General features: G+C 67.2%; 27 protein-coding genes and 1 tRNA gene. 9 read left to right on the plus strand and 19 right to left on the minus strand.

The annotated features are described in order from the left end of the window. Positions 1-5: 5 nt before the first annotated feature. Positions 6-569 carry a GspH/FimT family pseudopilin gene (locus BEI_RS16455; protein ID WP_097790525.1) on the plus strand — a complete coding sequence of 188 codons (564 nt, stop codon included), beginning with the start codon at positions 6-8 and terminating at the stop codon, positions 567-569. A gap of 40 nt (positions 570-609) precedes the next feature. Here the strand turns inward: BEI_RS16455 and BEI_RS19065 are convergent, their stop codons facing one another. The 18 genes from BEI_RS19065 to rplU all read right to left on the minus strand — a co-directional run bounded on the left by BEI_RS19065 (position 610) and on the right by rplU (position 17308). Beyond that, positions 610-1821, minus strand: a complete 1212-nt coding sequence (locus BEI_RS19065; RefSeq protein WP_153045806.1) for a hypothetical protein — start codon at positions 1819-1821, stop codon at positions 610-612. A 24-nt stretch (positions 1822-1845) separates the two neighbouring features. Next, positions 1846-2448 (minus strand): PilW family protein, encoded by a 603-nt coding sequence (locus BEI_RS16465; protein WP_097790527.1) that lies wholly within the window; start codon positions 2446-2448, stop codon positions 1846-1848. Then, the gene (gene pilV, locus BEI_RS16470; protein WP_338035683.1) at positions 2445-2936 is read right to left on the minus strand and encodes a type IV pilus modification protein PilV; all 492 of its coding nucleotides are present in this window, start codon (positions 2934-2936) and stop codon (positions 2445-2447) included. Before pilV ends, BEI_RS16465 begins: the two co-directional genes overlap by 4 nt. Further along, complete coding sequence (locus BEI_RS16475; protein WP_097790528.1) at positions 2872-3378, minus strand: GspH/FimT family pseudopilin; 507 nt, start codon at positions 3376-3378, stop codon at positions 2872-2874. The genes pilV and BEI_RS16475 overlap by 65 nt, the downstream gene beginning before the upstream one ends. Further along, positions 3365-3727 (minus strand): type IV pilin protein, encoded by a 363-nt coding sequence (locus tag BEI_RS16480; protein ID WP_097790529.1) that lies wholly within the window; start codon positions 3725-3727, stop codon positions 3365-3367. Before BEI_RS16480 ends, BEI_RS16475 begins: the two co-directional genes overlap by 14 nt. A 502-nt stretch (positions 3728-4229) precedes the next feature. Then, positions 4230-5210, minus strand: a complete 981-nt coding sequence (gene ispH / locus BEI_RS16485; RefSeq protein ID WP_193765128.1) for a 4-hydroxy-3-methylbut-2-enyl diphosphate reductase — start codon at positions 5208-5210, stop codon at positions 4230-4232. 84 nt (positions 5211-5294) lie between these two features. Continuing rightward, positions 5295-5750: an FKBP-type peptidyl-prolyl cis-trans isomerase gene (gene fkpB / locus BEI_RS16490; protein WP_097790531.1), complete on the minus strand. Its 456-nt coding sequence runs from the start codon at positions 5748-5750 to the stop codon at positions 5295-5297. A 70-nt stretch (positions 5751-5820) separates the two neighbouring features. Beyond that, positions 5821-6348, minus strand: a complete 528-nt coding sequence (lspA, locus tag BEI_RS16495) for a signal peptidase II (RefSeq protein WP_097791133.1) — start codon at positions 6346-6348, stop codon at positions 5821-5823. 10 nt (positions 6349-6358) lie between these two features. Beyond that, on the minus strand, positions 6359-9193 hold the full coding sequence (gene ileS, locus BEI_RS16500) for an isoleucine--tRNA ligase (RefSeq protein ID WP_097790532.1): 2835 nt from the start codon (positions 9191-9193) through the stop codon (positions 6359-6361). Positions 9194-9203: 10 nt separating this feature from the next. Further along, positions 9204-10226, minus strand: a complete 1023-nt coding sequence (gene ribF, locus BEI_RS16505) for a bifunctional riboflavin kinase/FAD synthetase (protein ID WP_097790533.1) — start codon at positions 10224-10226, stop codon at positions 9204-9206. A gap of 104 nt (positions 10227-10330) precedes the next feature. After that, the gene (locus BEI_RS16510; RefSeq protein ID WP_097790534.1) at positions 10331-11314 is read right to left on the minus strand and encodes a TPM domain-containing protein; all 984 of its coding nucleotides are present in this window, start codon (positions 11312-11314) and stop codon (positions 10331-10333) included. 2 nt (positions 11315-11316) lie between these two features. Further along, complete coding sequence (locus tag BEI_RS16515) at positions 11317-11928, minus strand: LemA family protein (RefSeq protein ID WP_097790535.1); 612 nt, start codon at positions 11926-11928, stop codon at positions 11317-11319. A 63-nt stretch (positions 11929-11991) separates the two neighbouring features. Next, complete coding sequence (gene murJ / locus BEI_RS16520) at positions 11992-13515, minus strand: murein biosynthesis integral membrane protein MurJ (RefSeq protein ID WP_097791134.1); 1524 nt, start codon at positions 13513-13515, stop codon at positions 11992-11994. 208 nt (positions 13516-13723) lie between these two features. Beyond that, entirely contained in the window at positions 13724-13990 is a 267-nt protein-coding gene (gene rpsT / locus BEI_RS16525) for a 30S ribosomal protein S20 (RefSeq protein ID WP_097790536.1), read from the minus strand. 229 nt (positions 13991-14219) lie between these two features. Continuing rightward, the gene (proB, locus tag BEI_RS16530) at positions 14220-15359 is read right to left on the minus strand and encodes a glutamate 5-kinase (protein WP_097790537.1); all 1140 of its coding nucleotides are present in this window, start codon (positions 15357-15359) and stop codon (positions 14220-14222) included. Positions 15360-15431: 72 nt separating this feature from the next. Further along, on the minus strand, positions 15432-16619 hold the full coding sequence (gene cgtA, locus BEI_RS16535) for an Obg family GTPase CgtA (RefSeq protein ID WP_097790538.1): 1188 nt from the start codon (positions 16617-16619) through the stop codon (positions 15432-15434). Positions 16620-16704: 85 nt separating this feature from the next. Beyond that, positions 16705-16962 (minus strand): 50S ribosomal protein L27, encoded by a 258-nt coding sequence (rpmA, locus tag BEI_RS16540; protein WP_097790539.1) that lies wholly within the window; start codon positions 16960-16962, stop codon positions 16705-16707. A gap of 34 nt (positions 16963-16996) precedes the next feature. Then, entirely contained in the window at positions 16997-17308 is a 312-nt protein-coding gene (gene rplU / locus BEI_RS16545; protein WP_097790540.1) for a 50S ribosomal protein L21, read from the minus strand. Between the two features lie 287 nt (positions 17309-17595). Here rplU and ispB point away from each other — a divergent pair, with 287 nt between their 5' ends. Further along, on the plus strand, positions 17596-18603 hold the full coding sequence (gene ispB / locus BEI_RS16550) for an octaprenyl diphosphate synthase (RefSeq protein WP_097790541.1): 1008 nt from the start codon (positions 17596-17598) through the stop codon (positions 18601-18603). Between the two features lie 86 nt (positions 18604-18689). Further along, positions 18690-18766: transfer RNA gene (locus BEI_RS16555), tRNA-Pro, on the plus strand. Between the two features lie 106 nt (positions 18767-18872). Here the strand turns inward: BEI_RS16555 and BEI_RS16560 are convergent. Further along, positions 18873-19823 carry a LysR substrate-binding domain-containing protein gene (locus BEI_RS16560; protein ID WP_097790542.1) on the minus strand — a complete coding sequence of 317 codons (951 nt, stop codon included), beginning with the start codon at positions 19821-19823 and terminating at the stop codon, positions 18873-18875. Positions 19824-19959: 136 nt separating this feature from the next. On the opposite strand from BEI_RS16560, the gene BEI_RS16565 reads away from it, so the two are divergent. The 6 genes from BEI_RS16565 to BEI_RS16590 all read left to right on the plus strand — a co-directional run bounded on the left by BEI_RS16565 (position 19960) and on the right by BEI_RS16590 (position 25743). Then, positions 19960-20526 carry a TRAP transporter small permease gene (locus BEI_RS16565; RefSeq protein ID WP_097790543.1) on the plus strand — a complete coding sequence of 189 codons (567 nt, stop codon included), beginning with the start codon at positions 19960-19962 and terminating at the stop codon, positions 20524-20526. Then, on the plus strand, positions 20519-21817 hold the full coding sequence (locus BEI_RS16570; RefSeq protein ID WP_097790544.1) for a TRAP transporter large permease: 1299 nt from the start codon (positions 20519-20521) through the stop codon (positions 21815-21817). The genes BEI_RS16565 and BEI_RS16570 overlap by 8 nt, the downstream gene beginning before the upstream one ends. A 30-nt stretch (positions 21818-21847) precedes the next feature. Continuing rightward, a complete protein-coding gene (dctP, locus tag BEI_RS16575; RefSeq protein WP_097790545.1) occupies positions 21848-22846 on the plus strand; it encodes a TRAP transporter substrate-binding protein DctP in 999 nt (332 codons plus the stop codon). 66 nt (positions 22847-22912) lie between these two features. Continuing rightward, positions 22913-24037, plus strand: coding sequence for an NAD(P)/FAD-dependent oxidoreductase (locus BEI_RS16580; protein ID WP_097790546.1), 1125 nt, complete (start codon positions 22913-22915; stop codon positions 24035-24037). Continuing rightward, a complete protein-coding gene (locus BEI_RS16585) occupies positions 24015-24347 on the plus strand; it encodes a (2Fe-2S)-binding protein (RefSeq protein WP_097790547.1) in 333 nt (110 codons plus the stop codon). The genes BEI_RS16580 and BEI_RS16585 overlap by 23 nt, the downstream gene beginning before the upstream one ends. Then, complete coding sequence (locus tag BEI_RS16590) at positions 24334-25743, plus strand: FAD/NAD(P)-dependent oxidoreductase (RefSeq protein ID WP_097790548.1); 1410 nt, start codon at positions 24334-24336, stop codon at positions 25741-25743. Before BEI_RS16585 ends, BEI_RS16590 begins: the two co-directional genes overlap by 14 nt.

The following is a 25743-nucleotide window of genomic DNA, read 5'->3' on the forward strand; positions in this document are numbered from 1 at the left end:
CCGACATGGTCGCCGACGCCGTCGCTAGACCTTACCATACCGGCCCGCAGCACGGCCCCGCAAAGGACGGCCAGCGCGGACTGACGTTGATCGAACTGCTGGTCGCCCTGACCGTGCTGGTCATCCTGGCCACCTGGGCGGTGCCCGGCTTCCAGCGCTTCAGCGCCCGCAACGAGGTCGCCGCGGAAACCCAGCGCATCGTGAGGGCGCTGTCCCTGGCGAGGAATGCTGCCATCATGAAGCGGAGTACAATATCGGTATGCGCGAGCCAGGGCCCCACCTACACCCATTGCAACTTCAACGACTGGTCATTGGATTGGGTCATCGTCGAGGGTGAAGCAACGGGGGGCAGCCTGGCCGAAAACACCATCCTGCAGGCGCTTCACCCCGTAGATGGCGTCACCGTATCGTTCAACCGAAATGACCGACCGATCCGGTTTTCGGCCATCGGCTGGTCACAAGGCTATAACGGCACTTTCGCGATCTGTGGACGAAATAGCGAAAGTGCAACGGCCATTATTGGAAACACTGGGCGTGTACGCACCGAACCCACATCGCCCGACTGCTGAGATTCGCGTTCCGAAGTCTATGTCTCAGGTACCGGAGAGCTTACAGGAGCTCTTGCCAACTAGTGACCTCCGTCTCCGCATAGGTGCTGACATTATTGGACATCCACTCCTGCTGTAGGGACGTCGGCAAGAGATTAAAGGCCGCCGTCAGTGCATCCGCATCGTAGGAGTAGGCCGCATTCCCCCCTCCGTTGGTGACGACATCGGCATCCGAATAGTTCGTTTGGGTATTTCCCTGCTCGTCCGTCGTGGTCACAAGCGGCATTGGCGCCATGATCAAGGCACCGTTCATGCCGCCATGCCCACCCCCGGAGATGCCGAAGGTATCGCCCTGAACGATAATCAGGCCATCGAACTGTGGCGTCCCCGAGGTGCCGTAGTCGCCCTCCACGATCAGTATGCCCGAGCCGCTGGCGTTGCCACTCAGCGTCAGATCCCCCTCCACGACCGTGATCATGTTATCCAGATTCGTCTTGTCGTTTCCGGTGGTATCGATTTCAGAAATCACCTGGCCATTAGAATTGCCAGGATCATTCGCATACGACTTTATATCAGCCACGAATTGTGAAAAAGCCGCCGGATCGGTCAACAGGCTTTCACTGACTTCCGTAGAGATACCCCCATTGTAATTATCTTCACGCCCCGCACCCTCGATCGCATTCACGACGGTATCATAATCGGAATCAGATGGATCACTAGGATCATCATCAGGAGAGTGTGTCGAGATCGCTGGACGTTGACCACCACTCACACTTTCATCGACCGCCCCCTCGACGATGAAAGAGTTGGAGTTGGGTGCATCAAAGGAATTGATATGCCCTGGAAAGTTTATGGTAGAAAGGCCGAGGAAGGTTGAGTCGGCCTGTGTATACCCTATCTGGATGGTCCGGACGATCTGGCCTGCTTCACCCTGAACGGTGATGCGAATGGCATCTACGCCGGAACGACATGTTTCCACTCGAAAGCCTGCCGTAGCATCCTGGGTATTCGAGACGGACTGCAGTCCGCCATAAGAGGGCGAACCGGTACAGTCAGAGAAATCCGAAGGACCTTGACCGGAACTCTTTAACGCAGCAAGCTGCTCCGATGCTCCGTATTCGGCGGCCATCAAGGCATTGGCACTGGCTCTATTATTCCCGGTCGAAGCTTCTTCGAGCTGAGCCGTCTGCAACCCTCCTACCGCCACCACCAGAGCACCGACCAGGAGTACCAGGCTGACCGTCAAGGCCATCCCCTGCTGTTTGATTTTCATAAGACCTCCAGTGGCTCAAGACCATCAGTCAAAAATTGACACCGAATGGCTGACCATCCGCATTTCGATCGTGTTCTTGGAAGCCGCCGCATTCGAAAACGTGTTGTCCGAACTCGACAGCGTCATGGTCACATCGATGAAGCGATCATCCGTGCCTCGATCGAACACCAGGCCATCAACCCCGGACAGGACCCTCTGCGCACCGGTATTCCCGCTGACGGAGCAGAAGGGAACAACCACCAGAAAGCTTTCTCCCAACCCGGCATCCTCTTCACTGTAATACTCCAAGGCTTCCAAAGCCTCTGATGCAGGGCAATAGAGCTCACTGAAAGGTGGGTCTGCAGCATCATCCGTGTAATTGATTTGAAGATTTCCCGCACTGGCATCAGGCACCCCACCACTCACTGGATAAGCGGTGAAGGAAGCACGCACTTCATTGCCCACGACATTGCTGAAATAGCTAACCACTTCCTGCCGAGCCGCGACATCGGCAATCGCCCGGGAGGACTGCAGAGTCATCAAGTAAACCTGTGACACACCCAGCACGACCAGTAGGCCAAGCACCAGGGCGATCATCAGCTCCACCAAGGTGAAGCCTTGTTGAGATCTTGAGCCAGCAGCTTTCATGGCGCCACTCCCCCGGGCAACTTGGCCCGGTAGACGAGTCTCGCGGTATCCGTCTCGCTGCTAAAGCGCCCCTCACTCCACCGTACGGTCACCGTATAAAGACAAGGGTCCGATGCATCGGCCACGATGTCTGAGCCACTGTCTTCCATCTCCTCGAGGATACCGTTCCAGGCAGCATACCAAGCAGCAGTGACGTCGGCAGGGGCAGGACAGGTCGTGTTATCGCTCCACAACTCGGCCCAGAGTCGCTCTACCCCATCCTGAGCGGCGGCCGTTGCCAGGGTGCGCTGATACGCCACGCCCGTTGACTGCAGCCCCTTGAGCTCCATGGCGGCCAAACCCAAAACTCCCACCGACAGAACAAGCACGGCGATCAACACTTCAAGAAGAGTGAACCCATGCTGCCACCGTATTCCTGATGACTTAAGCACAACTGCGCCCCACCACATTTCCCGACAACTCGACACAGACCTGCTGCGTATCGCCATCGTGCGTGATATCTACCTGGACATTCCCCCCACCGGAGACCAGCCTACCTACTGCATTGAACGTGACATTCGAATTGGTGATGGTGAGGGCAGGTATCGCCCCCTCATGATTTCGAACCATCAAACAGTTCGGGTCGGCTGTACTGGTACAGTCGATTGCACCAAGACCAGACCCATCATCGAGCTTGACCTCGAGCCTCCAGCCAGCTCCATCACCATCTGGCGTCATGACAGCCGTGACTGGCTCCCTTCTTTTCAAGGCTTCGCTCCGAGCGAACCGGAACCCCGACAGCACTTGATAGTACTCCGCTTCCAGACGATTCTGAGCGATCAACCCCTGAAAACTCGGTACGGCTACCGTTAGCAGAATCACCCCGACGGCCAGAGTGACCAGCAACTCGATCAGGGTGAATCCTCCCATTTTGTTATCACCAGCAGCCATCGGGAGTCCTCACACCCTGATGATTCAAGGTCAAGTTTCCGCAGTCATCGGTGGATTGAGCTCCCTGCGGTGATGCAGTCAAGGTGTAACTGGAAGCAGAGGCGGTAATACTGACCGAGTAGAAGCCTTCATCCGATGTCGAAGTTCCGCTGGGACAGCTCCCAGCCGTGTAATCGTTGCTGACCGTGTAACAACGCTCAAGCTGGCCTGCAAGATTGCTGAGTGCCGACATGCCATCCGTCCTTCTGGCCTCCTGGACGTACTGCGTATAGCTGGGATAGGCGATGGCCGCGAGGATGGCGATCACCGCCACGGTGATCATCAGCTCGATCAGCGTGAAGCCGAGCATCGCCCGCGTGGGGCGGTGACGCTGGGCTCCTGCTTGGCAAGGGGGGGTCGTCCTGGTCACTCCGCGTGCCTCTCCACCCTGGTTACATTTGGTTTCAGTATGTATCAACTTCCGGGACTCCGATAGGGCGAGTGTGACATCTCCCATCCTTGGGGTGAGCGCCGGCAAACCTCCCGCCAGGCAGAGGGGCTGGCCTTCCTGGTGACGGTGCGGCGAGGAATACCGTGACCACGGGCTTCGTGGACCTAGGCAAGGTGCCACTCGCCTGTATGACGGCTCGGTCTGGAATATAGGCATCTGTTGTCATTACCAATCGGTCTTAGCCATGCAGGGAGCAACGGCGATCATGTCCGGCTGCCTTCCCGCTCGACTATGCCGAAGCGATCAATCCTGACTCGCCAGACATGAGGATCCTCACCCTGTTGCAGGGACAGCCTTCACACAAACGCCGCCTTCCCGGCGGGGAAGGCGGCGTTTTCCCGTCGCGATGGGGCCTGCCGGCTCACTCGCTGGCGATGACCCGTTCGCGCAGCTCCCGGGGCATGGAGAAGGTGATGGTCTCCTCGCGGCCGGCGAGCTCCTCCGGGGCGGTCGCCCCCAGGGCCTGGAGCCGCTCGATCACGCCCTTGACCAGCACCTCGGGCGCGCTGGCGCCGGCGGTCACGCCCACGGCGCTCACGCCCTCGAGCCAGGCCGGGTCGATCTGGTCGGCGTTGTCGATCAGGTAGGCAGCGGTGCCGACCCGCTCGGAGAGTTCGCGCAGGCGGTTGGAGTTGGAGCTGTTGGGACTGCCCACCACCAGCACCAGGTCGCAGCCGGCGGCCAGTTCGCGCACGGCGTCCTGGCGGTTCTGGGTCGCGTAGCAGATATCGTCCTTGCGCGGTCCCTGTATCTCGGGGAATTTCTCGCGGAGGGCGTCGATCACCCGGGCGGTGTCGTCCATGGAGAGCGTGGTCTGGGTCACGAAGGCCAGCCGGGCCGGGTCCTTCACCTCGAGGTCGGCCACGTCCTTCTCGTCCTCGACCAGGTAGATGCGCCCGCCGTGGGAGGTGTCGTAGCGCCCCATGGTGCCCTCCACCTCGGGATGGCCCTCGTGGCCGATCAGGATGCACTCCTGGCCGCGGCGAGCGTAGCGCAGCACCTCCATGTGGACCTTGGTGACCAGCGGGCAGGTGGCGTCGAACACCTTGAGTCCGCGACGCTCGGCCTCCTCCTGCACGGCCCGGGACACCCCGTGGGCCGAGAAGATGACGATGACGTCGTCCGGGACCTCGTCGAGCTCCTCGACGAAGACGGCCCCGCGCTCGCGAAGGCTGTCGACGACGAAGCGGTTGTGGACCACCTCGTGACGCACGTAGATGGGCGGATCGAAGACGTCCAGGGCCCGGTTGACGATCTCGATGGCGCGATCGACGCCGGCGCAGAAGCCGCGGGGATTGGCCAGCTTGATTTGCATGATTTGCCTTGCCTTGATGCTGGGCATCGTTGCATGGGATGGGTCGAGAGGCGCCGCCATCGCGCAGCAAGCAAGCTGCACTGCCACGACACCCCGGCAGCCACGCCTCGCTCAGTGGGTGGTGGCGGGCTTCACGTCGATGATCTCGACCTCGAAGGTCAGGGTACGCCCCGCCAGGGGATGGTTGAAGTCCACTTCCACCTGTTCATCGTCGACGCGCTTGATCACCCCGGGGAGTTCGCCGCCGGAGGGATCGGCGAAGGACATCACCATGCCCACTTCGGGCTCCTCGCTGTCGAAGTCCTCGCGCTTGAGCACCTGGATGTTCTGGGGGTTGTGCTGGCCGAAGCCATGCTCGGGGGCGATCTCGAAGCTGCCGGACTCGCCGGCGCCGAGGCCCTTGAGCGGTTGCTCGAAGCCCGGCGGCAGGTTGCCGTCCCCCACCTGGAAGGTGGCCGGCGCCTTGTCGCGGGTGGAGTCCACCTGGGTACCGTCTTCCAGCTTGAGGGTGAAGTGCAGGGTCACTTCCATGCCCTCGTCGATGCGGTGGGCGTGTTGGTCGCTCATAGTCTCTCTCGAAGCAATTGTCGGGGCACGGGGTGCTGCCGCTTGGATGACGAGGCGCGCTTCGGGTTCCTCAGGGACGGCGCCGGGCACGGCGGCGTTCGCCGAACACCGACTCCCAGATCAGCCCGATGGCCCCCAGGGTGATGCCGATGTCCGCCACGTTGAAGGCCGGGTAGTACCAGCCGGCGACATGGAAGGACAGGAAATCCACCACGTAGCCGTGGACCAGCCGGTCGTAGAGGTTGCCCAGGGCGCCGCCGATGATCAGCGCCAGCGACGCCGCCAGCCACTTCTCGTCGGCCTTCAGGCGGCGCAGCCAGAGGGTCAGTCCGACGCTGGCCGCCACCGCGACGGTGGCGAAGAACCAGCGCTGCCAGCCGGGGTGGTCGGCCAGGAAGCTGAAGGCCGCCCCGGTGTTGTGCAGCAGCGTCAGGTCGAAGAAGGGCAGCACCGCCACCGGCTGGGCATAGGCCAGCAGGCTCGAGGCCAGGGCCTTGGTGCCCAGGTCCAGCACGACCCAGGCGACCGCCAGCCACAGCCAGCGCAGCGGCTTGTGCATGGGTGCCGCCTCGGCGGCGCCCTTCGGGGTCTCGGGCATGGTGACCCCCTCACGCATAGTGGCGGATCTCGCCGGGGCCATCCGGCAGGTTGCTCACGCAGCGTCCGCAGAGGTCCTCGTGGCCAACGTGGGCCCCCACGTCCTCGCGGTGGTGCCAGCAGCGCTCGCACTTCTTGTGCTCGCTGGCCGCCACCGCGACCTTGAGCCCCTCGAGCTCGGTGGCCTCGGCGTCTTTCGCCTCGCCCAGCGGTGCCAGGTGGACCTCGCTGGTCAGCATCACGAAGCGCAGCTCGTCGCCGAGCTTGGCCAGGGTCGCCTGCAGGCTCTCGTCGACGTAGAGGGTGACCTCGGCGGCCAGGCTGCCCTTGATGGTCTTGGCGTTGCGGGCCTCCTCGAGGCACTTGTTGACCGCTTGCTTGACGGTGAGCACCTCCTCCCAGAAGTCCCGCCCCAGCGGCGCGTCCTCGGCCAGGGTGCCGAGCCCCGTGTAGTACTCCTCAAGCAGCACGCTGTCGCCGCGCTCGCCGGGGATGTGCTCGTAGATCTCCTCGGCGGTGAAGGACAGGATCGGCGCCACCCAGCGCACCAGCGCCTGGACGACGTGGTAGAGGGCGGTCTGGGCGCTGCGCCGGGCCACGGAGTCCGCCTGGGTGGTGTACTGGCGGTCCTTGATCACGTCCAGGTAGAAGCCGCCGAGCTCCCGGGCGCAGAAGCCATGAACCTGCTGGTAGACGTCGAGGAAGCGGTACTCCTCGTAGGCCTTCCGGATGCGATCCTGCAGCTGGGCGGCACGGTCCACCACCCACTGGTCCAGGGCCAGCAGGTCGTCGAAGGCCAGGGCATCCCGCGAGGGCTCGAAGCCGTTGAGGTTGGCCAGCAGGAAGCGGGAGGTGTTGCGGATGCGCCGGTAGACGTCGGCGGTGCGCTTGAGGATCTCGTCGGAGACCGCCATCTCGCCGCCGTAGTCGGTGGAGGCCACCCACAGGCGCAGGATGTCGGCGCCCAGCTTGTCCATCACCTCCTGGGGCGCCACCACGTTGCCCAGGGACTTGGACATCTTGCGGCCATGGGCGTCCACGGTGAAGCCGTGGGTCAGCAGCCCCTTGTAGGGCGGATGCCCGTCCATGGCGCAGCCGGTGAGCAGCGAGGAGTGGAACCAGCCGCGGTGCTGGTCGGAGCCCTCCAGGTAGAGGTCGGCCCGGGGCCCCTGCTCATGGCCGTGGGGGTGCGAGCCGCGCAGCACGTGGCGATGGGTGGTGCCGGAATCGAACCAGACGTCCAGGGTGTCGGTGACCTTGTCGTAGTCGGCGGCCTCGCCTCCCAGCAGTTCGGCCGGGTCGAGGCGGAACCAGGCGTCGATGCCCTCGCGCTCGACGCGCTGGGCGGCCTCCTCCATCAGCTCGGTGGTCCGCGGGTGCAGCTCGCCGGTCTGCTTGTGCAGGAAGAAGGGGATCGGCACGCCCCAGTTGCGCTGGCGGGAGATGCACCAGTCGGGGCGGTTGGCGATCATGGCGTGCAGGCGCGCCTTGCCCCAGGCCGGCGTGAAGGCGGTGGCCTCGATGCCCTCCAGCGCCTTGTCCCGCAGGGTGCGGCCGTCATGCCCCTCGAGGTCCATGCCCACGAACCACTGGGCGGTGGCCCGGTAGATCACCGGCGTCTTGTGGCGCCAGCAGTGCATGTAGCTGTGGGTGATGGTCTTGTGGGCCATCAGGGCGCCGACCTCGTCGAGCTTGGCGACGATCTGCAGGTTGGCCTTCCAGATCAGCTGGCCGCCGAAGAACGGCAGGTCCTCGGCGTAGACGCCATCGCCCTGCACCGGGTTGAGGATGTCGCTGAAGTCCATGCCGTGGGCGCGGCAGGTGACGAAGTCGTCGACGCCGTAGGCCGGGGCCGAGTGCACGATGCCGGTGCTGCCCTCGTCGATCTCCACATAGTCGGCGAGGTACACCGGCGAGCGGCGCTCGTAGAAGGGATGGGCGAACGCGATGCCGTCCAGGCGCTCGCCGGTGGCGGTGGCGACGATCTCGCCCTCGAGGCCGAAGCGCGCCAGGCAGGACTCCACCAGCTCCTCGGCGAGCAGCAGCAGGCGATCGCCGGTATCGACCAGCGCATAGGTGAACTCGGGGTGGATATTCAGCGCCTGGTTGGCCGGGATGGTCCAGGGGGTGGTGGTCCAGATCACCACGGCGGCGGGCTTGTCGAGCGCCTCGAGGCCGAAGGCCGCGGCCAGCTTGTCGTCCTCGGCGCAGGGGAAGGCCACATCGATGGCATCGGACTGCTTGTCGGCGTACTCCACCTCCGCTTCGGCCAGCGCCGAGCCGCAGTCGAAGCACCAGTTCACCGGCTTCAGGCCCTTGAAGACGTAGCCGCCCTTGACCATCTCGGCCAGGGCGCGGATCTCGCCGGCCTCGTTGGCGTAGTCCATGGAGCGATAGGGGTTCTCCCAGTCGCCGATCACCCCCAGGCGCACGAAGTCGGACAACTGCCCCTGGATCTGATCGGCGGCGTACTCGCGGCACAGCTCGCGAGCCTTCGCCGGCTCGAGATGCTTGCCGTGGGTGGTCTCCACCTTGTGCTCGATGGGCAGGCCGTGGCAGTCCCAGCCCGGCACATAGGGCGCATCATAGCCGGCCAGGTTCCGGGACTTGACGATGATGTCCTTGAGGATCTTGTTGACGGCGTGACCGATATGAATGCTGCCGTTGGCGTAGGGAGGGCCATCGTGCAGCACGAACAGCTCGCGGCCGCGACGCGCCTCACGCAGGCGATGGTAGAGGTCCATCTCCTGCCACTTGGCCACCCGGGCGGGCTCACGCTTGGGCAGCATGCCGCGCATCGGGAAGTCGGTTTCGGGCAGGTTCAGTGTGTGCTTGTAGTCGCTCATATCCTGGGGGTCAGCCGTCGTCGTGGTCGGCGGGCAGCCCCGCCGAGGTATCGGAAATCACGGCCTCGCGCGCCAGCGGCGCCGATGCCAGAGGAAGAGAGTCGTCCGTTCCGGCGAAGTAGCGCCGGGCGCGCGCCTGGTCGGCACGAATCTGGGCCTTGAGCGCGTCGAGGCCGTCGAACTTCACCTCGCCGCGCAGCTTGGCGCAGGGCAGCACGGTCAGAAACTCGCCGTAGAGGTCGCCGTCGAAGTCGAAGAGATGCACCTCGAGCACCGGGCGGTGGCTGCCCACCGTGGGTCGCCAGCCGATGTTGGCCACGCCCTCGACCCGGCGACCGTCCGGCAGCTCGGTCAGCACCGCGTAGACCCCCTGCAGGGCCAGCGAGCGGGCGGGCTGGGGCAGGTTGGCGGTGGGCACGCCGATGGTCCGGCCGAGCTGGCGGTCGGGCACCACCCGGCCGCCGAGCCGGTAGGGCCGCCCCAGCAGCCGCGCCGCCTGGGCGAAGTTGCCACTGGTCAGCAGGGTGCGAACCCGCGAGCTCGAGACCCGCTCGCCGTCGAGCAGGAAGGTGCGGGTATGCTCCACCCCGAAGCCCTGCCCGGCGCCCTCCACCTCCAGCAGCGAGAAGTCGCCGCGCCGGTCGCAGCCGAAGCGGAAGTCGTCCCCCACCACCAGGTGGCGCACGCCGAGCCCACGCACCAGCACCCGTTCGATGAATTCCCGGGCGGTAAGCCCGCGAAGGGCGTCATTGAACGGCAGGCACAGCACCCGATCGGCGCCGTGCTCGGCCAGCAGCTCGACCTTGTCGCGCAGCCGGGTGAGCCGGGGCGGAGCCTGCTCGCCGGCGAAGAACTCCCGGGGCTGGGGCTCGAAGACCACTACCGTCACCGGCAGCGCGAGGGCCCGTGCCCGCTCGCGCAATTGATCGAGGATCGCCTGGTGGCCGCGATGGACGCCATCGAAGTTGCCGATGGTGGCCACGCAGCCACGATGCTCGTCGCGCAGGTTGTGCAGTCCTCGAATCACTTGCATGGGCGTCATCGCGCTGGGGTGAAAGTGCCCGATTATAACGGACCGGCGGCCCCTTGACAGCCGGCGCGGCTTGGTCATTGCCTGGCGACGGGCGGGGGATGCCCTCAGGGTTCCCGGGCCACCTCCTCGAAGGCGAACGCATAGGCGCCCAGTGCCCCGGCCGCCAGGCGCCACCGGTTGCGCTGGTCGAAGCGCACCGCGCGCCCCATGGCCGCCAGATCCAGGCGCCAGGCCCCGTCCTGGCGTACCAGGAAGTAGGGCGGGCAGCGGCGCTCGCCCGATGCGGCCAGCAGTACCACGCGCCGCCCCTCGGGGGCACGGCGCTCGTCGACCACGGGGCAGGCCGCCAGGCTCTTCGCCACGTTGTCCATCTGGGCCGGGGTCATCAGGCGGCCGGCGAGCAGGCGTCGCGTCTCGCGCGCGTAGATCGCCAGGTCGGGATTGTCGTTGCGCCGCGCCATGGCTCGCCGATAGGTCGCCAGCACCTCCCGGGGCGTGGCCCCCGCCTCGACGGCGACCGGGACCTCGCCGGGGGCGGCGCGCCCCGCACCCAGCCGGGCCGGCAGGCGCGCCCCGGCCCCGCCGCTGCCGGCGATGGCCGGCACGGCGTCTTCGCCGGCCTGGGCCAGGATCAGCTCGGTGCCGGCCAGGATGCCGTCGGCCACGCGGTCCACGGCGAAGAACTCGGTCATCTGGCGCGCCTGGAGGTAGGCGGCGAAGGCGTCGGGGAAGCGCCCTTCCAGGCCGTAGCCCACCTCCAGGCGGACCTGGTTCGCCGCCGGATCCAGCACCAGCAGCAGCCCGCGGCCACCCTCGCCGCCGACCCCGTGACGCTCGACATAGTCGAGGGCGAAGCGGTCCAGGTCGCCGAGTCCCCGGCCGACGACCACCCGGTAGTCGATGCCGTGATGCTCGCGCAACCAGGCATGGTAGGTCCCCAGCCGCCGCCGCTCGGCCACCGACAGCAAGCCGATCCGGTCATCGACCAGGCCGGGGGAGACGGCCGCGCCCGGGGTCGCGGCCTGCCAGCCGAGCACGCCGAGCCCGAGGAGCAGCAGGACGATGCCGGCCGCCGGCAGTGGGCGCATGACTAGAAGGCCACCTCGGGCGCGGCCCCGGCACCGGGGCCTGCCTCGAAGTAGTCCCGCGGCGCCAGGTCCAGGGAGCCCGCCACCCAGCGGCCCAGGAAGCCTCGAAGGGCGTCGTTGTAGTCACGGACCGCCGCGTTGTAGCGCAACCGCGCGACATTGACGCGGTTCTCGCTGCCCTCGAGCTGGGCCTGGAAACGCAGGAACTGGTCGCCGCTGCGCAGCTCGGGCATCGCCACCAGGCGCGGCATCACCACGGCCAGCTCCCGGGACAGCGCCGCCTCCAGCCGGGCGAGATGGGCGGCCTTGCCTGCCTGGCCGTCCGCCAGCCCCTCCCGCAGGGCCTCGGCTCGCTCGCGGACCAGGGCCAACAGGGTCTCGCTCTCGTAGCGCATGTGCGCCCGGAGGCTGCGCACCAGGTTGGGCACCAGGTCGGCTCGGCGCTGCAGGCTGCTCTCGACGTCGGCCCAGGCCGCGTCGACCCCTTCCTCCCGGGCCACGAGGCGATCATGGGTCATCACCAGCGTGACGATCGCCGCCACTCCCACCAGCAGGAACAGCAGCAGCCGCACGCTGCCGCCGTCCACCCGTCGCTGTCGTCTTGCAGGCTCCATGGTCCCTCCCCCGCCATCGACACCATCCTGTGTCCAGCATAGCGGGCCGAGGGAGGGCGGGAATCAACCGGTCATGCGGAAGTGGCGCAGCCGCACCCCGAAGGCGGCCAACCAGGCGAAGTAGGCCCCGGCACCGGCCACCACCAGCCCCGCCAGCCAGCCGACGCGCCGCCACAGCGGCCAGTCGAGCCAGGCCTGCCAGTCGGGCGCCAACCAGGCCAGGCCCAGGCCCATCACCGCACAGCCTCCCAGCAGCTGGACGGCATAGCGTCCCCAGCCGGGCTGGAAGTGCAGTACCCCCTGCTTGCGCAGCAGGTGGCCGAGCAGGCCGGCATTGAGGAAGGCCGACAGCGAGGTGGCGAGCGCCAGGCCGGCATGGGCCAGCGGCCAGATCAGCAACAGGTTGAACACCATGTTGGCGACCATGGCGATGATGCCCACCTTCACCGGCGTCCTGGTGTCCTGGCGGGCGAAGAACCCCGGCGCCAGCACCTTGATCAGCATGAAGGCCACCAGGCCGAACGCGTAGGCCCGCAGGCTCATGGCGGCCATGGCGATGTCCTGGTCGGTCATGGCGCCGTAGTGGAACAGCGTGATCAGCAGCGGCTCGGCCAGCACCGCCAGGGCCAGGGCCGCCGGCATGCCGAGCAGCAGTACCGCCCGGATCGCCCAGTCGAGCATGCGGGCGAAGTGGTCGCCGGACTGCTCGGCGTGCCGCTTGGACAGCGCCGGCAGGATCACCGTGCCGATGGCGATGCCGAAGACGCCGAGCGGCAGCTCCACCAGGCGATCCGAATAGTACAGCCAGGACACACTGCCGGCCGCCAGCAGCGAGGCCAGGACGGTATCCAGCAACAGGTTGACCTGGGACACCGAGACCCCGAACAGCGCCGGCGCCATCAACCTGAGGATGCGCCGCACCCCCTCATGGGCGAAGCTCGGCCAGGGCCGCGGCAGCAACCCCAGGCGCGCCAGGAAGGGCACCTGGAAGAGCAGCTGGGCGGCGCCGGCGATCACCACGCCCCAGGCCAGCGCCAGGGCCGGCTCGCTCATCATCGGCGTCAGCAGCAGGGCGGAACCGATCAGCGACAGATTGAGCAGCACCGGGGTGAAGGCCGGCACGGCGAAACGGTTCCAGGTGTTGAGCACGCTGCCGGCGAAGGCGGTCAGCGAGATCAGCAACAGGTAGGGGAAGGTCAACCGCAGCATGTCGGCGGTGAGCGCCAGCTTCGCCGGATCGCGGCCGAAGCCGGGGGCGAAGAGCCACACCAGCCAGGGAGCGGCCAGCATCGCCAGTGCGGTGAGCAGCAGCAGCACCGCGGCCAGGCTACCGGCCACGGCATCCAGCAACTCGCGCACCTCCGCCCGGGTGCGCTGGGTCGCGTACTCCGACAGTACCGGCACGAAGGCCTGGTTGAAGGCGCCCTCGGCGAACAGCCGACGCAGGAAGTTCGGCACCTTGAAGGCGACGAAGAAGGCATCGGCCCCCTGCCCCGCCCCGAACAGGGCGGCGATCACCACGTCCCGGGCCAGCCCCAGCACCCGGGAGAGCATGGTCATGGTGCTGACGATCAGCCCCGAGCGCATCAGGCCGCCGCCCTTGGGCACCACTTCCCGGTCTCGGGCCTCGCTTCCCGACGACGCGGCGTCGGGCGACTGCTGGGGGTTGGAATCGGTCACGACGAGATTCCTTGACGATTCGGGGTCGGGATCATCGGGCACAAAAAAACCGGCCGAGGCCGGTTTTTCGTCGGCGTGCCCGCGCGCGGCGGGCACCCGTAGGCGTCCGGCGTGCTTACGCGGCCAGGGCCTTGATGCGCTTGTTCAGGCGGCTCTTCAGGCGGGCGGCCTTCTTCTTGGACAGCACGTCCTTGTCGGCGATGCGGTCGATGATCGGCTGGGCCTGCTTGAAGGCGTCCATGGCCTGGGCGTGGTCACCGCCGTTGATGGCCTTGATGACGCGCTTGACGTAGGTGCGGACCATGCTGCGCTGGCTCGCCTTCAGAACACGACGGCCTTCTGCCTGACGGGCGCGCTTGCGGGCTTGCTTGCTGTTAGCCACTGACTGTCTCCTTGGAGAAAGTTGTCGCCGCCGAGGTGGGCGGCATTGATAACATGTTGATCCAACAGGGAAAGAAAAAATCCCCGTCGGCCTGGCCATCCGGCCGACCGCGCATCGGGGCGCAGTCGCGTACGGGCCGTGTCTGAGAGGATGGCGTATCCTATCACGCGGCCTGGCGCCTTGCCAGCCTTGTCAAGGCGCCAGGCCGCGTCACACCTGGCCTTCCTCCTTAGAGGACGACCAGGTTGTCGCGATGAATAAGCTCCGGCGCCTCCATGTAACCGAGGATGCCCTCGATCCGGTGACTGGGCTGGCCGAGCAGGCGCCGGGCCTCGTCGGCGCCGTAGTTGACCAGCCCCTTGGCCACCCGATGGCCGGCCTCGTCGACGCACAGCACCATGTCGCCGCGCACGAAGTCCCCGGACAGCGCCTTGACGCCCACCGGCAGCAGGCTGGAGCCGCTGCCGCGCAGCACCTTCACCGCCCCGGCATCCAGGGTCAGGGTGCCGCGCACCTGCAGCTGCCCGGCGAGCCAGCGCTTGCGCGCCGCCATAGGCGCCCGCTCGGGGGTGAGCAGGGTGCCCAGTCGCTCGCCGTCCGACAGCCGGGTCAGCACCTCGGGCTGGCGGCCGCTGGCGATGACGGTGACCGCCCCCGACCGAGCGGCGAGCCTGGCCGCCCGGACCTTGGTGGTCATGCCGCCGCGCCCCAGGGCGCCGCCCCCACCGGCCACCTCGGCCAGCCGGGGGTCGTCGGCGCGCCCTTCGGAAATCAGCCGGGCGTTCGGGTCGTGGCGGGGGTCGGCGTCGAAGAGCCCCTCCTGGTCGGTGAGGATCACCAGGGCGTCGGCCTCGAGCAGGTTGGCCCGCAGGGCCCCCAGGGTGTCGTTGTCGCCGAAGCGGATCTCGTCGGTGACCACGGTGTCGTTCTCGTTGATCACCGGCACCACGCGCAGGTCCACCAGGGTGCGCAGCGCCGAGCGGGCATTGAGGTAGCGCTTGCGGTTGGACAGGTCGTCGTGGGTCAGCAGCACCTGAGCGGTGGTCAGGCCATGGCGGGCGAAGTGGCCCTCGTAACACTCGGTGAGCCCGTTCTGCCCCACCGCCGCCGCGGCCTGGAGGGCATGCACCGCGGAGGGCCGGACCTGCCAGCCCAGGCGCACCATGCCCGCGGCCACGGCACCGGAGGACACCAGCACCACCTCGACGCCGCGCCGGTGCAGCGCGGCGATCTGATCGACCCAGCCGCCGATGCCCGACTCGTCGAGACCGCGGCCGTCGTTGGTCAGCAGCGCGCTGCCGATCTTCACCACCACCCGCCGCATGCCCTTCAGGGCCTCCCGGCCGGGTACCCGTTCGCTGCTCTCCATCCGTTCCTCGGCTCGAGCCTTCAAAAAGATTGGACCTGGTGAACCGGCCGAGTGCAGCCGGCTCCCCTCCCGTCAGGGGGCGTATTCGACCTCGACATCATAATCATCGTCGTCGAAGTCGTCGTCATCCTCGTCGTCCCGCTTGCGCTTGCGGCCCAGCCGCGCCTCGGTGCGCGCCACGGCCTCGTCTTCCATGCGCCGACGCATCTCGCGCTCGTGCTCGGCGGCCTCCTCGTCCTCATTCTCCAGCCGACGCTGCTCGGTGAGCCAGCGATGCGCCGCCTGCACCAGGGCATCGGTGCCTTCGCCGCTGATCGCCGAGACGCGGAACACCGGTCCGTCCCAGCCCAGGCGACGCACGATCTCGTCGGCCACGGCCTCGCGCTCCTCCGCCGGCAGCAGGTCGAGCTTGTTGAGCACCAGCCAGCGCGGCCGCTCGGCCAGCGTCGGCGAGAACTGCCCCAGCTCGTGGACGATGGCCTCGGCGGCCTCCACCGGGTCGGACTCGTCGAAGGGCGCCACGTCGACCACATGGAACAGCAGCCGGGTGCGGGTCAGGTGCTTGAGGAAGCGCAGGCCCAGCCCGGCGCCGTCGGACGCGCCCTCGATCAGGCCCGGGATGTCGGCCATCACGAAGTGCTCGTGCTGGCCGAGCTTCACCACGCCGAGGTTCGGCACCAGGGTGGTGAAGGGATAGTTGGCGACCTTGGGCTTGGCCGCGGAGACCGCCCGGATCAGCGTCGACTTGCCGGCATTGGGCAGGCCCAGCAGGCCGACGTCGGCCATCACCTTCATCTCGAAGCGCAGGTTGCGGCGCTCGCCCTCGGTGCCCGGCGTGGTGCGCCGCGGCGCCCGGTTGGTGGACGACTTGAAGTGGATGTTGCCGAGCCCCCGGATGCCGCCCTGGGCCACCAGCACCACCTGGCCGATCTCGGTGACGTCGGCGATCACCTCCAGGGTGTCCTCGTCGATCACCGTGGTGCCCACCGGGACCTTGATGTGCAGATCCTCGCCGGCGCGGCCGCTCATCTGCCGCCCCTGCCCGGGCTGGCCGTTCTGCGCCTTGTAGAAGCGCTGGTACTTGAAGTCGATCAGGGTGTTGAGGGCGTCGTCACCGATCAGGTAGACGCTGCCCCCATGGCCCCCGTCGCCTCCGTCGGGACCGCCCTTGGGCACGTACTTCTCGCGGCGGAAGCTCAGGCAGCCGTTGCCGCCCTTGCCGGCTTCCACGATGATCGAGGCTTCGTCGACGAACTGCATCTGTCATTCTCCCGGCGGCACATACCGCCATGATACAAGAAGGCCCCGCCATGGCGGGGCCTTCTCGCTAGGGGTCCGGGCGGTCTCAGGCGGAGACGACGCTCACGAACTTGCGATTCTTCGGACCCTTGGTCTCGAACTTGACCACGCCTTCGTCCAGGGCGAACAGGGTGTGGTCCTTGCCGATGCCCACGCCGGTGCCGGCATGGAACTTGGTGCCGCGCTGGCGGACGATGATGTTGCCGGGGGTCACGGCCTGACCACCGAACAGCTTCACGCCAAGGCGCTTGGATTCGGAATCGCGGCCGTTACGAGTGGAGCCGGCTGCCTTCTTATGAGCCATTGCAAATACCTCGCTCGTTCAGGGGAACTGACGCTTACGCGGAGATCCCGGTGATCTTGACTTCGGTGAACCACTGACGGTGGCCCTGACGCTTCATGCTGTGCTTGCGGCGACGGAACTTGATGATGCGCACCTTCTCGCCACGGCCGTGGGCCACGACCTCGGCGGAGACCTTGGCGCCATCGACGGTCGGGGCGCCGACCTTGACGTCGTCGTCGCTGCCCACCAGCAGGACCTCATCGAACTCGATGGTGTCGCCGGTCGGCACTTCCAGCTTCTCGAGCTTGAGAGTCTGGCCTTCCTGAACGCGGTACTGCTTGCCACCGCTCTTGATAACTGCGTACATGCTTGTCTCTCCGGAACTCATCGGGGGTTGGCTCTTCATCGACCTGCTTCGAGTGGCGCCCCTTCCGGCAGCCATCTGACAGGGAGCGAGATGAGTGGGTCGCGGATTATAACCGCACGCGCCGCGCCGCACAACCACCACTCCCTCCGCCCCGTCGCGGCGCAAGGCCAGGCGGCGCTTGCCTTGACGCCCCTCGGGGGGCCCCATAGCATGACCGTCAATCCCAGGCCGGCGTCCCGGAGATAAAGGCCGCACGCCGCCCCCACCACTTCGTCGATATCGCCTCCATGTCAGCCAACCCTTCGTCGCCACAGCTCGCCGCCGCCACGCCGGCCTCCCCCATCCACGCCGTCGTCGCCGAGGACTTCGCCGCCGTCAACCGCACCATCCTCGCGCAGCTGGCCTCGCGGGTCCCGCTGGTGGAGACCATCGGCCAATACATCATCGAGAGCGGCGGCAAGCGCCTGCGCCCCCTGCTGGTGCTGCTGGCCGCCCGCTCGCTGGGCTACGAGGGCGACCGGCATGTGACGCTGGCCACCCTGATCGAGTTCATGCACACCTCGACCCTGCTCCACGACGACGTGGTGGACGAGTCCCACATGCGCCGGGGCAAGGCGACGGCCAACGACGCCTGGGGCAACGCTCCCTCGGTGCTGGTCGGCGACTTCCTGTACTCCCGCTCCTTCCAGATGATGGTGGAGGTGGGCTCCATGCGCATCATGGAGGTGCTCTCCGCCGCCACCTGCACCATCGCCGAGGGCGAGGTGCAGCAGCTGACCAACGTCGGCAATCCCGACGTCGACGAGGCCGCCTACTTCGAGACCATCCAGGGCAAGACCGCCATGCTGTTCGAGGCGGCGTCCCACAGTGGCGCCATCATCGCCGGGGCCACCCCGGAGCAGGAAGCCGCCCTGCGCGATTACGGCCGCTACCTGGGCCTGGCCTTCCAGCTGATCGACGACCTGCTCGACTACCAGGGCGATGCCCAGGCCATGGGCAAGAACGTCGGCGACGACCTCGCCGAGGGCAAGCCGACCCTGCCGCTGATCCAGGCCATGGCCGCGGGCACCCCCGAGCAGGCCAAGGTGATCCGCCAGGCGATCCGCCAGGGCGGCCTGGAGCGGCTCGACGAGGTGCTGACCATCGTCGACGACACCGGCGCCCTGGACTACACCCGCGCCAAGGCCGAGGAGATGTCCGCCAAGGCCCTGGCCCGGCTGGACGCCCTGCCCGAGTCGCCCTACCGTGACAACATGGCCGAGCTGGCCCGCCTGGCGGTGGAGCGCCGCAACTGATTTCGCACCGAGGATGGGCAAGGGGCTTGCGTCCGTCATTCGATTCCGTATAATGCTCATCCGTCGCCGAGGCATACGGCGAACATCGGAGTATAGCTCAGCTTGGTAGAGCGCTGCCTTCGGGAGGCAGAGGTCGTAGGTTCGAATCCTGCTACTCCGACCACAGAATTCAGTAGAAACGGCCACTTAGCTCACACGAGCGGTGGCCGTTTTTCAGTGGGTGTGATGTTCCCTCTCAGGGACACCGCCTCAGCGCCCAGGGAAGGACTCTAGCCTTGCCGCCCCCTTTGCCTGCCCGACTCGAATAGCCCACCCGACTCGACCTCCAGTCCCTCGAGCGCCTTGTCCAGCAGCGCGAGGAACGACTTCGTCAGCCCCGACTGCCCCCGCTGCCGGGGGAAGATCACGCTGTAGCGGTACCGTACCCGTGGCTCGAAGCGCCTGACGACCAGCCCCAACCGGCGGTAGTGCCAAGCCGTGATGGGATCCACCAGCGACACGCCCGATCCCGCCAGCACGAAGGCACAGGCGGCGTAATGCAGCTGCGTGTCGATCAGCAGCTGGCGCCGGACCCCCGCCCGTTCGAAGACGCCGTCGATGGTGTGCCTGATGCTCTGCTCCGAGCCCAGCGAGACGAACACCTCGCCCTCGAGATCCTGGGGGACGATGACCTCCCTGCCGGCCAGGCGATGCTCCGGCGGCAGGATGCATACCAGACGGCTGTCGGCCAGGGGACGCTCCTCCACCGCGGGATCGTCGAGGGGAATCCCGGAAATCACGCCCAGGTCGAACTGCTGGGTGGCCACCAGGTCGACCACCTGCTGGGTGCTGCGCACCTGAAGGGTAACCGACACCCCCGGATGCTCCTGGCTGAAGCGGTCCGTCAGGTCGGGCAGGAACTCGACCGAGGCCGCCGGCATGGAGGCGATCCTCAGCGAGCCGAGGTGAAACTCCCGAAGCTCCTCCGCAGCGCGCGACAGCTGTTCCAGGGAGACGAAGGCACGCTCCACTTCCTCGAAGAAGAACCGCGCCTCGGGCGTCGGATGCAGGCGGCGCCGACGACGCTCGAACATCGCCACCCCCACCGTGTCCTCGAAATCCGCCAGCAGGCGGCTGACGGCCGGCTGCGAGACGCAGAGAATCTCCGCGGCCCCACTGGTCGTGCCGCTGATCATCACCGCTCGGAACGCCTCGATCTGGCGGTAGGTCAGTTTGGCCATGCCTGCCCCGCAAATAACAACATGATGTTATCAAATCATACAGATAAACGATTTGATGTTATATACCACCCCACCCACCATTGCCACGTATGCCGCACGGCCCCGGCAGACAACCACAACAAGCGAGAACGGCCCTATGGAACGACTCTTTCGCTACACCCTCACCCTGCTGATCAGCACGGTCGCGCTCTGCCAGTTCATCCAGGTGATCACGCGCTACCTGTTCGAGACGCCGGTCATGGGCCTCGAGGAGGTCGCCGTGATCCCCACGATGTGGCTCTACATCCTGGGCAGCGTCAATGCCTCCCGTGAGGACACCCAGATCCGCGCCAACGTGCTGGACATCTTCCTCAAGACGGATCGTGCCCGCGCCATTCTCCAGGCGCTCTCCGATACCCTGAGCGTGATCGTCTCCGGCTGGCTGGCCCTGTGGGCCTGGGACTACTTCACCTACGCCCTTCGCGCCGACAAGGAGACACCGACCCTCTATCTGCCCACGATCATCTACGAGGCCGCGCTCTTCCTCGGCCTCGCCCTGATGATCGCCTTCACGCTGTGGCACCTGCTGCGCAATCTCGCCTTCCTGACCGGCCTTCGATCGCGACCGGACCACGTAGCGGAGGATCCGGCCTACCCGGAAACCTCCGAGGTGCATGAGTTCCAGGTCCTCACCGAACCTCACAAGGACAACCGCCATGATTGAGATTGCCCTGCTGGCCTTCGCCGTCCTGATCCTGCTGCTGACCCTCGGGGTCCCGCTGCCCTACTGCTTCGGTGCGGCGCTGATGGTGATGACCGTGATCGGGGAGGCCACCATGCGCGGCATGATGGTCTGGGGGTTCAGTCAACTGACCAACCCGGTGCTGCTGGCCATCCCCTTGTTCGTCTTCGCCGGCACCCTGATGAGCGTGAGCGGCATCGCCGGTAGCCTGCTGAAGTTCGTCAACGTCTTCGTCGGCCGAATCCGTGGCGGCCTCGGCGCCGTGGCGGCGGTGAGCTGCGCCATCATTGGCGCGATCTCGGGCAGCGGCCTGACCGGCATCGCCGCCATCGGCCCGCTGCTGATTCCGGAAATGGAGCGCAAGGGCTATCCGCGGGCCTACTCCACCGCCCTGATCGCCAACGCCTCGATCCTGGGCCTTCTGATTCCGCCCAGCGTGACCATGATCGTCTATGGCTGGGTGACCGACACCTCCATCCTGGCCAGCTTCCTCGCCACCCTCGGGCCGGGCCTGCTGATCATGTTCAACTTCTGCCTGGTGAACATGTTCATGTCCCGCCGCTTCGACCTGGAGCTCGACGCCCCACTGCCCTTCGACCGCCTGATGCGGGAAGCCGGGCGCCGCACCGGCCATGCCCTGCCGGCGCTGATGATGCCGATCATCATCCTGGGCGGCATCTACGGCGGCATCATGACGCCGACCGAGGCGGCGGCCGTGGCCGTGATCTATGCGCTGCCGGTGGGTTTCCTGATCTACCGCGGCCTCAACTGGCGGACCCTGCTGGAATCCGGCAAGGAATCCGCCACCGCGGTCGGCGCCATCCTGATCATGATCCTGTTCAGCCTGATGCTCAGCCAGATCTACGTCATGGAGAGCATCCCCCAGGCCCTGGTCGACCTGATCTTCCGGATCACCGACGACAAGTTCGTGCTGCTGCTTCTGGTCAACCTGCTGCTGTTCTTCATCGGCATGATCGTCAACGACATCACCGCGATCATCCTCACGGCGCCGCTGCTGCTGCCGCTGATGGAGGCCCTGGGGGTCAGCTCCGTGCAGTTCGCCGCCATCATGGGCGTCAACACCGCCATGGGCGGCGTGACCCCTCCCTACGCCAGCATCCTCTACCTGGGCTCCCGGATCGGCAAGGTGCGCTTCACCGAGGTGGTGAAGCCCGCCATGACGCTGATCCTGTTCGGCTACATCCCGGTGGTGGTGCTGGTTTCCGCCTGGCCCGACCTGTCCGAGTTCCTGCCCGGCCTGTTCGGCTATTGATCGTCCACCCGCTCTCATCAGGAGACAACAATGAAAACCATGAAGATGAAAACCCTCGTCGGCGCGGTCGCCCTCGCGGCCGCCCTGTCCTCGGCCGCCGAGGCCACCACCCTGAAACTCTCCCACGTGCGTCCCCAGGACACGGCCATCGATGACGCCGCCACGGCCTTCGCCGAGGACGTCTCGGCCGCGACCGACGGCGAACTGAGCGTGCGCCTCTTCCCGGCCAACGCCCTGGGCGACTACACGGTCGTGCAGGAACGTGTCAGCCTCGGCGCCATCGACATGGCCGTGCAGCCCCCCTCCTCCGGGGCCGACAAGCGCTTCCAGCTGGCCTACCTGCCCTACCTGGTGCAGAGCTGGGAAGAAGCCCGGGAGGTCTTCCGCGATGGCGCGCCGATGCGCAAGGAGGTCGAAGGCATCTATGCCGACCAGAACATCCATGTGCTGGCCGCCTGGCCGGTCTACTTCGGCGGCGTGGCCTTGAACAGCGAGGTCGAGAACGCCGCCGACCCGAACGCCGACAAGGGCGCCAAGTTGCGCGTGCCGCCCATGAAGTCCTTCCAGCTGATGGCCGACAACATCGGCTACATCGGCTCGCCGCTGCCGTTCTCGGACGCCTTCACCGCGGTGCAGACGGGCGTGGTGGACGGCGTCATGGGCTCGGGAGCCGAGGGCTACTACGCCTCCTTCCGCGACGTCACCAACTACTACCTGCCGCTCAATACCCACTTCGAGATGTGGTACCTGCTGATCAACCAGGACATCTACGACGAGCTGGACGAGTCCGAGCAGGTCGCCCTGGACGAGGCCGCCGCCCGTTTCGAGGCCGCGCGCTGGGAAGGCGCCGAGGCGGATCAGGCGCGAAACGAGCAGCTGCTGGCCGAGGCCGGCGGCACCATCGTGCCGGTCTCCGACGAGCAGATCGCCGGGCACGCCGAGATCGTCCGCGACAGCGTCTGGCCGGTCATCCTCGAGGACATCGGCGCCGACTGGGCGAACTCGGTGCTCGACCAGGCCATTCGTTGATCGCTCAGGGCCCGGCCGTCCGGCCGGGCCCTGCCTCCCATCTCGTTCATCATTCAGGTAACCACGATGACGCCAAGGCCACGAAACGGCTCGCGTAGCGCCGACGCATGCGTGATCGGCGGCGGACTCGTCGGCATGGCCATCGCGCTGGGGCTCCAGCGCCATGGCCTGAGTGTCGCCGTGCTCGACGAGGGCGACATCGCCCTGCGCGCCTCCCGCGGCAACTTCGGGCTGGTATGGGTCCAGGGCAAGGGGGATACCCAACCGGCCTATGCGAGCATCACCCGCCGGTCGGCCCGGCTCTGGCCGGACCTGGCCGGACGCCTGCAGGAGCAGACGGGCATCGATGTCCAGCTTCAGCAGCGGGGCGGACTCTATCTGTGCCTCACCGAGGACGAACTCGAGGCCAGGCGACGGATGCTGGCCAGGATGCGCGACGCGGCGGGCGGCGACTATCCCCACGAGACCCTGGACCTGCCTCAGGTACGCGACTACTTCCCCGACATCGGCGACTGGGTCAGCGGCGCCACCTGGTGCCCCGAGGACGGCCACCTGAATCCCCTGCTGCTGCTGCGGGCCCTGACCGAGCGCTTCCGCGCCCAGGGCGGGGTGATCGACAACGGCGGGCGCGTCCAGGCCATCGATCGGCACGGCGAGTCCTTCCGGATCACCACCCCGACCGGCGCCTGGTCATGCGCCAAGGTCGTACTGGCCGCGGGCCTGGGCAATCGCGAGCTGGCGCCCCAGGTCGGCCTGTCGGCCCCGGTGTTCCCCAATCGGGGGCAGGTGCTGATCGCCGAGCGGGTGCGCCCCTTCCTGCACTACCCCACCGGCCACGTGCGCCAGACCGGCGAGGGCACCGTGCAGATCGGCGACTCCAAGGAGGACGTCGGCTTCGACAGCGGCACCACCACCGACGTCATGGCGCATATCGCCCGGCGGGCCGTGCGGCTCTTTCCCCTGCTTCGCGATGTCAGGATGGTCCGGGCCTGGGGCGCCCTGCGCGTCATGACGCCCGACGGCTACCCCGTCTACGAGGCCTCCCGGGACTGCCCCGGCGCCTATCTCGTCACCTGTCACAGTGGCGTGACGCTCGGCGCCCTGCATGAGGGACCGCTGGCGGACTGGATCGCCCGCGATGACACCGACCTGCCCCTGGAGGAGTTCCATGCCCAACGCTTCGCCCTTTGAACGCCTTCCCAACCGCTCGCGGGCCCAGGTGACGGTATTCGTGGAGGACGAGCCCGTCGAGGTATGCGCCCATGACAGCGCCGCCGCGGCGGTGCTGGCCGCGGGCCTGCTGCCCTCCCGCACCACGCCGGCCGATGCCTCGCCGCGGGCGCCCTACTGCCTGATGGGCGTGTGCTTCGAGTGCCTGATCGAGATCGACGGCGCACCCAACCAGCAGGGCTGCATGATTCCCGTCCGGGACGGCATGCGGATCCGCCGGCAATGCGGGGCGCGCGACATGCATGGGGAGGGCGCTCATGACCACGCCTGACTACGACCTGATCATCATCGGCGCCGGTCCGGCCGGCATGGCCGCCGCCGAAGAAGCCCATCGACAGGGACTGCGCTGCGCCCTGCTCGACGAGCAGGAGGAAGCCGGCGGCCAGATCTACCGGGCCATCGGCCGCGCGCCCCTGGCGGACGAGCGCATCCTCGGCCAGGACTACTATCATGGCCGCGACCTGCTCGAGGCCTTCGAGCGCAGCGGAGTGGACTACCGGCCGGGCACGACCGTCTGGGGCATCGAGGACGACCTGAGCCTCGACGTCTCCCGTGAGGGCGTGAGCCAGCGGCTTCGCACCCGGCGACTGCTGGTGGCCACCGGCGCCCAGGAACGCCCGGTCCCCTTCCCGGGCTGGACACTCCCCGGCGTGATGACCGGCGGGGCCGCCCAGATCCTGCTCAAGAGCAGTGCCATGGCGCCCCCCGGGCCCATCGTGCTGGCCGGCAGCGGCCCCCTGCTGCTGCTGGTCGCCGCCCAGCTGGCCCGCGCCGGGGTGAGGGTCGAGGCCCTGCTCGACACCTCGCCCCGTGGCAACTGGCGCCGCGCGGCACGCCATCTCCCCGGCGCACTGAAGAACCCGAGCCTGCTGGCCAAGGGCCTGGGGTTGCTTCGGGAGATTCGCCGCGCCGGCATCCCTCACCTCAAGGGCGTCGACGGCCTGGAGGCCTTCTCCCGCGACGGGGAGCGCCTGACGCACCTGCGCTACCGACAGGCGGGAGAATCCCGCGAGCGGGAGTGCCGGACCCTGCTGGTGCACCAGGGCGTGGTGCCCAATGTCCAGCTGACCCGGGCCCTGGAACTGGCCCACGACTGGGACGAGGCCCAGCAGTGCTGGCGCCCCCGACTCGATGCCTGGGGCGAGACGTCGCGCCCGGGGGTGTTCGTGGCCGGCGACTCCGGCGGCATCGCCGGTGCCCAGGCCGCCGAGGAATCCGGGCGTCTGGCCGTGCTCGGCATCGCCGGGCAGCTGGGCCGGGTGAATACCGAGGCGCGCGACCGACTGGCCGCCCCCGTGCGCGCCCGACTGGCGCCCCACCTGGCCATCCGCCCCTTCCTGGATGTGCTCTACCGGCCGGCCCGGCGCTTCCTGGTCCCGGAGGACGACACCGTGGTCTGCCGCTGCGAGGAGGTCACGGCGGGAGAACTACGCCGCATCGCCGATGCCGGCTGTCGCGGCCCCAACCAGGCCAAGGCCTTCTGCCGGGCTGGCATGGGCCCCTGCCAGGGCCGGTTGTGTGGCCTGACGGTCTCCCAGGTCATCGCCGACCAATGCAACGAGCCGGTCGCCGCGGTCGGCTACTACCACATCCGTCCCCCGATCAAGCCGCTCAGCCTGGGCGAACTGGCCAGCCTGAGCGACCCCGACACTCCGACGAGGAACTGA

This window comes from Halomonas beimenensis, assembly GCF_002549795.1.
Taxonomy (GTDB): domain Bacteria; phylum Pseudomonadota; class Gammaproteobacteria; order Pseudomonadales; family Halomonadaceae; genus Halomonas; species Halomonas beimenensis.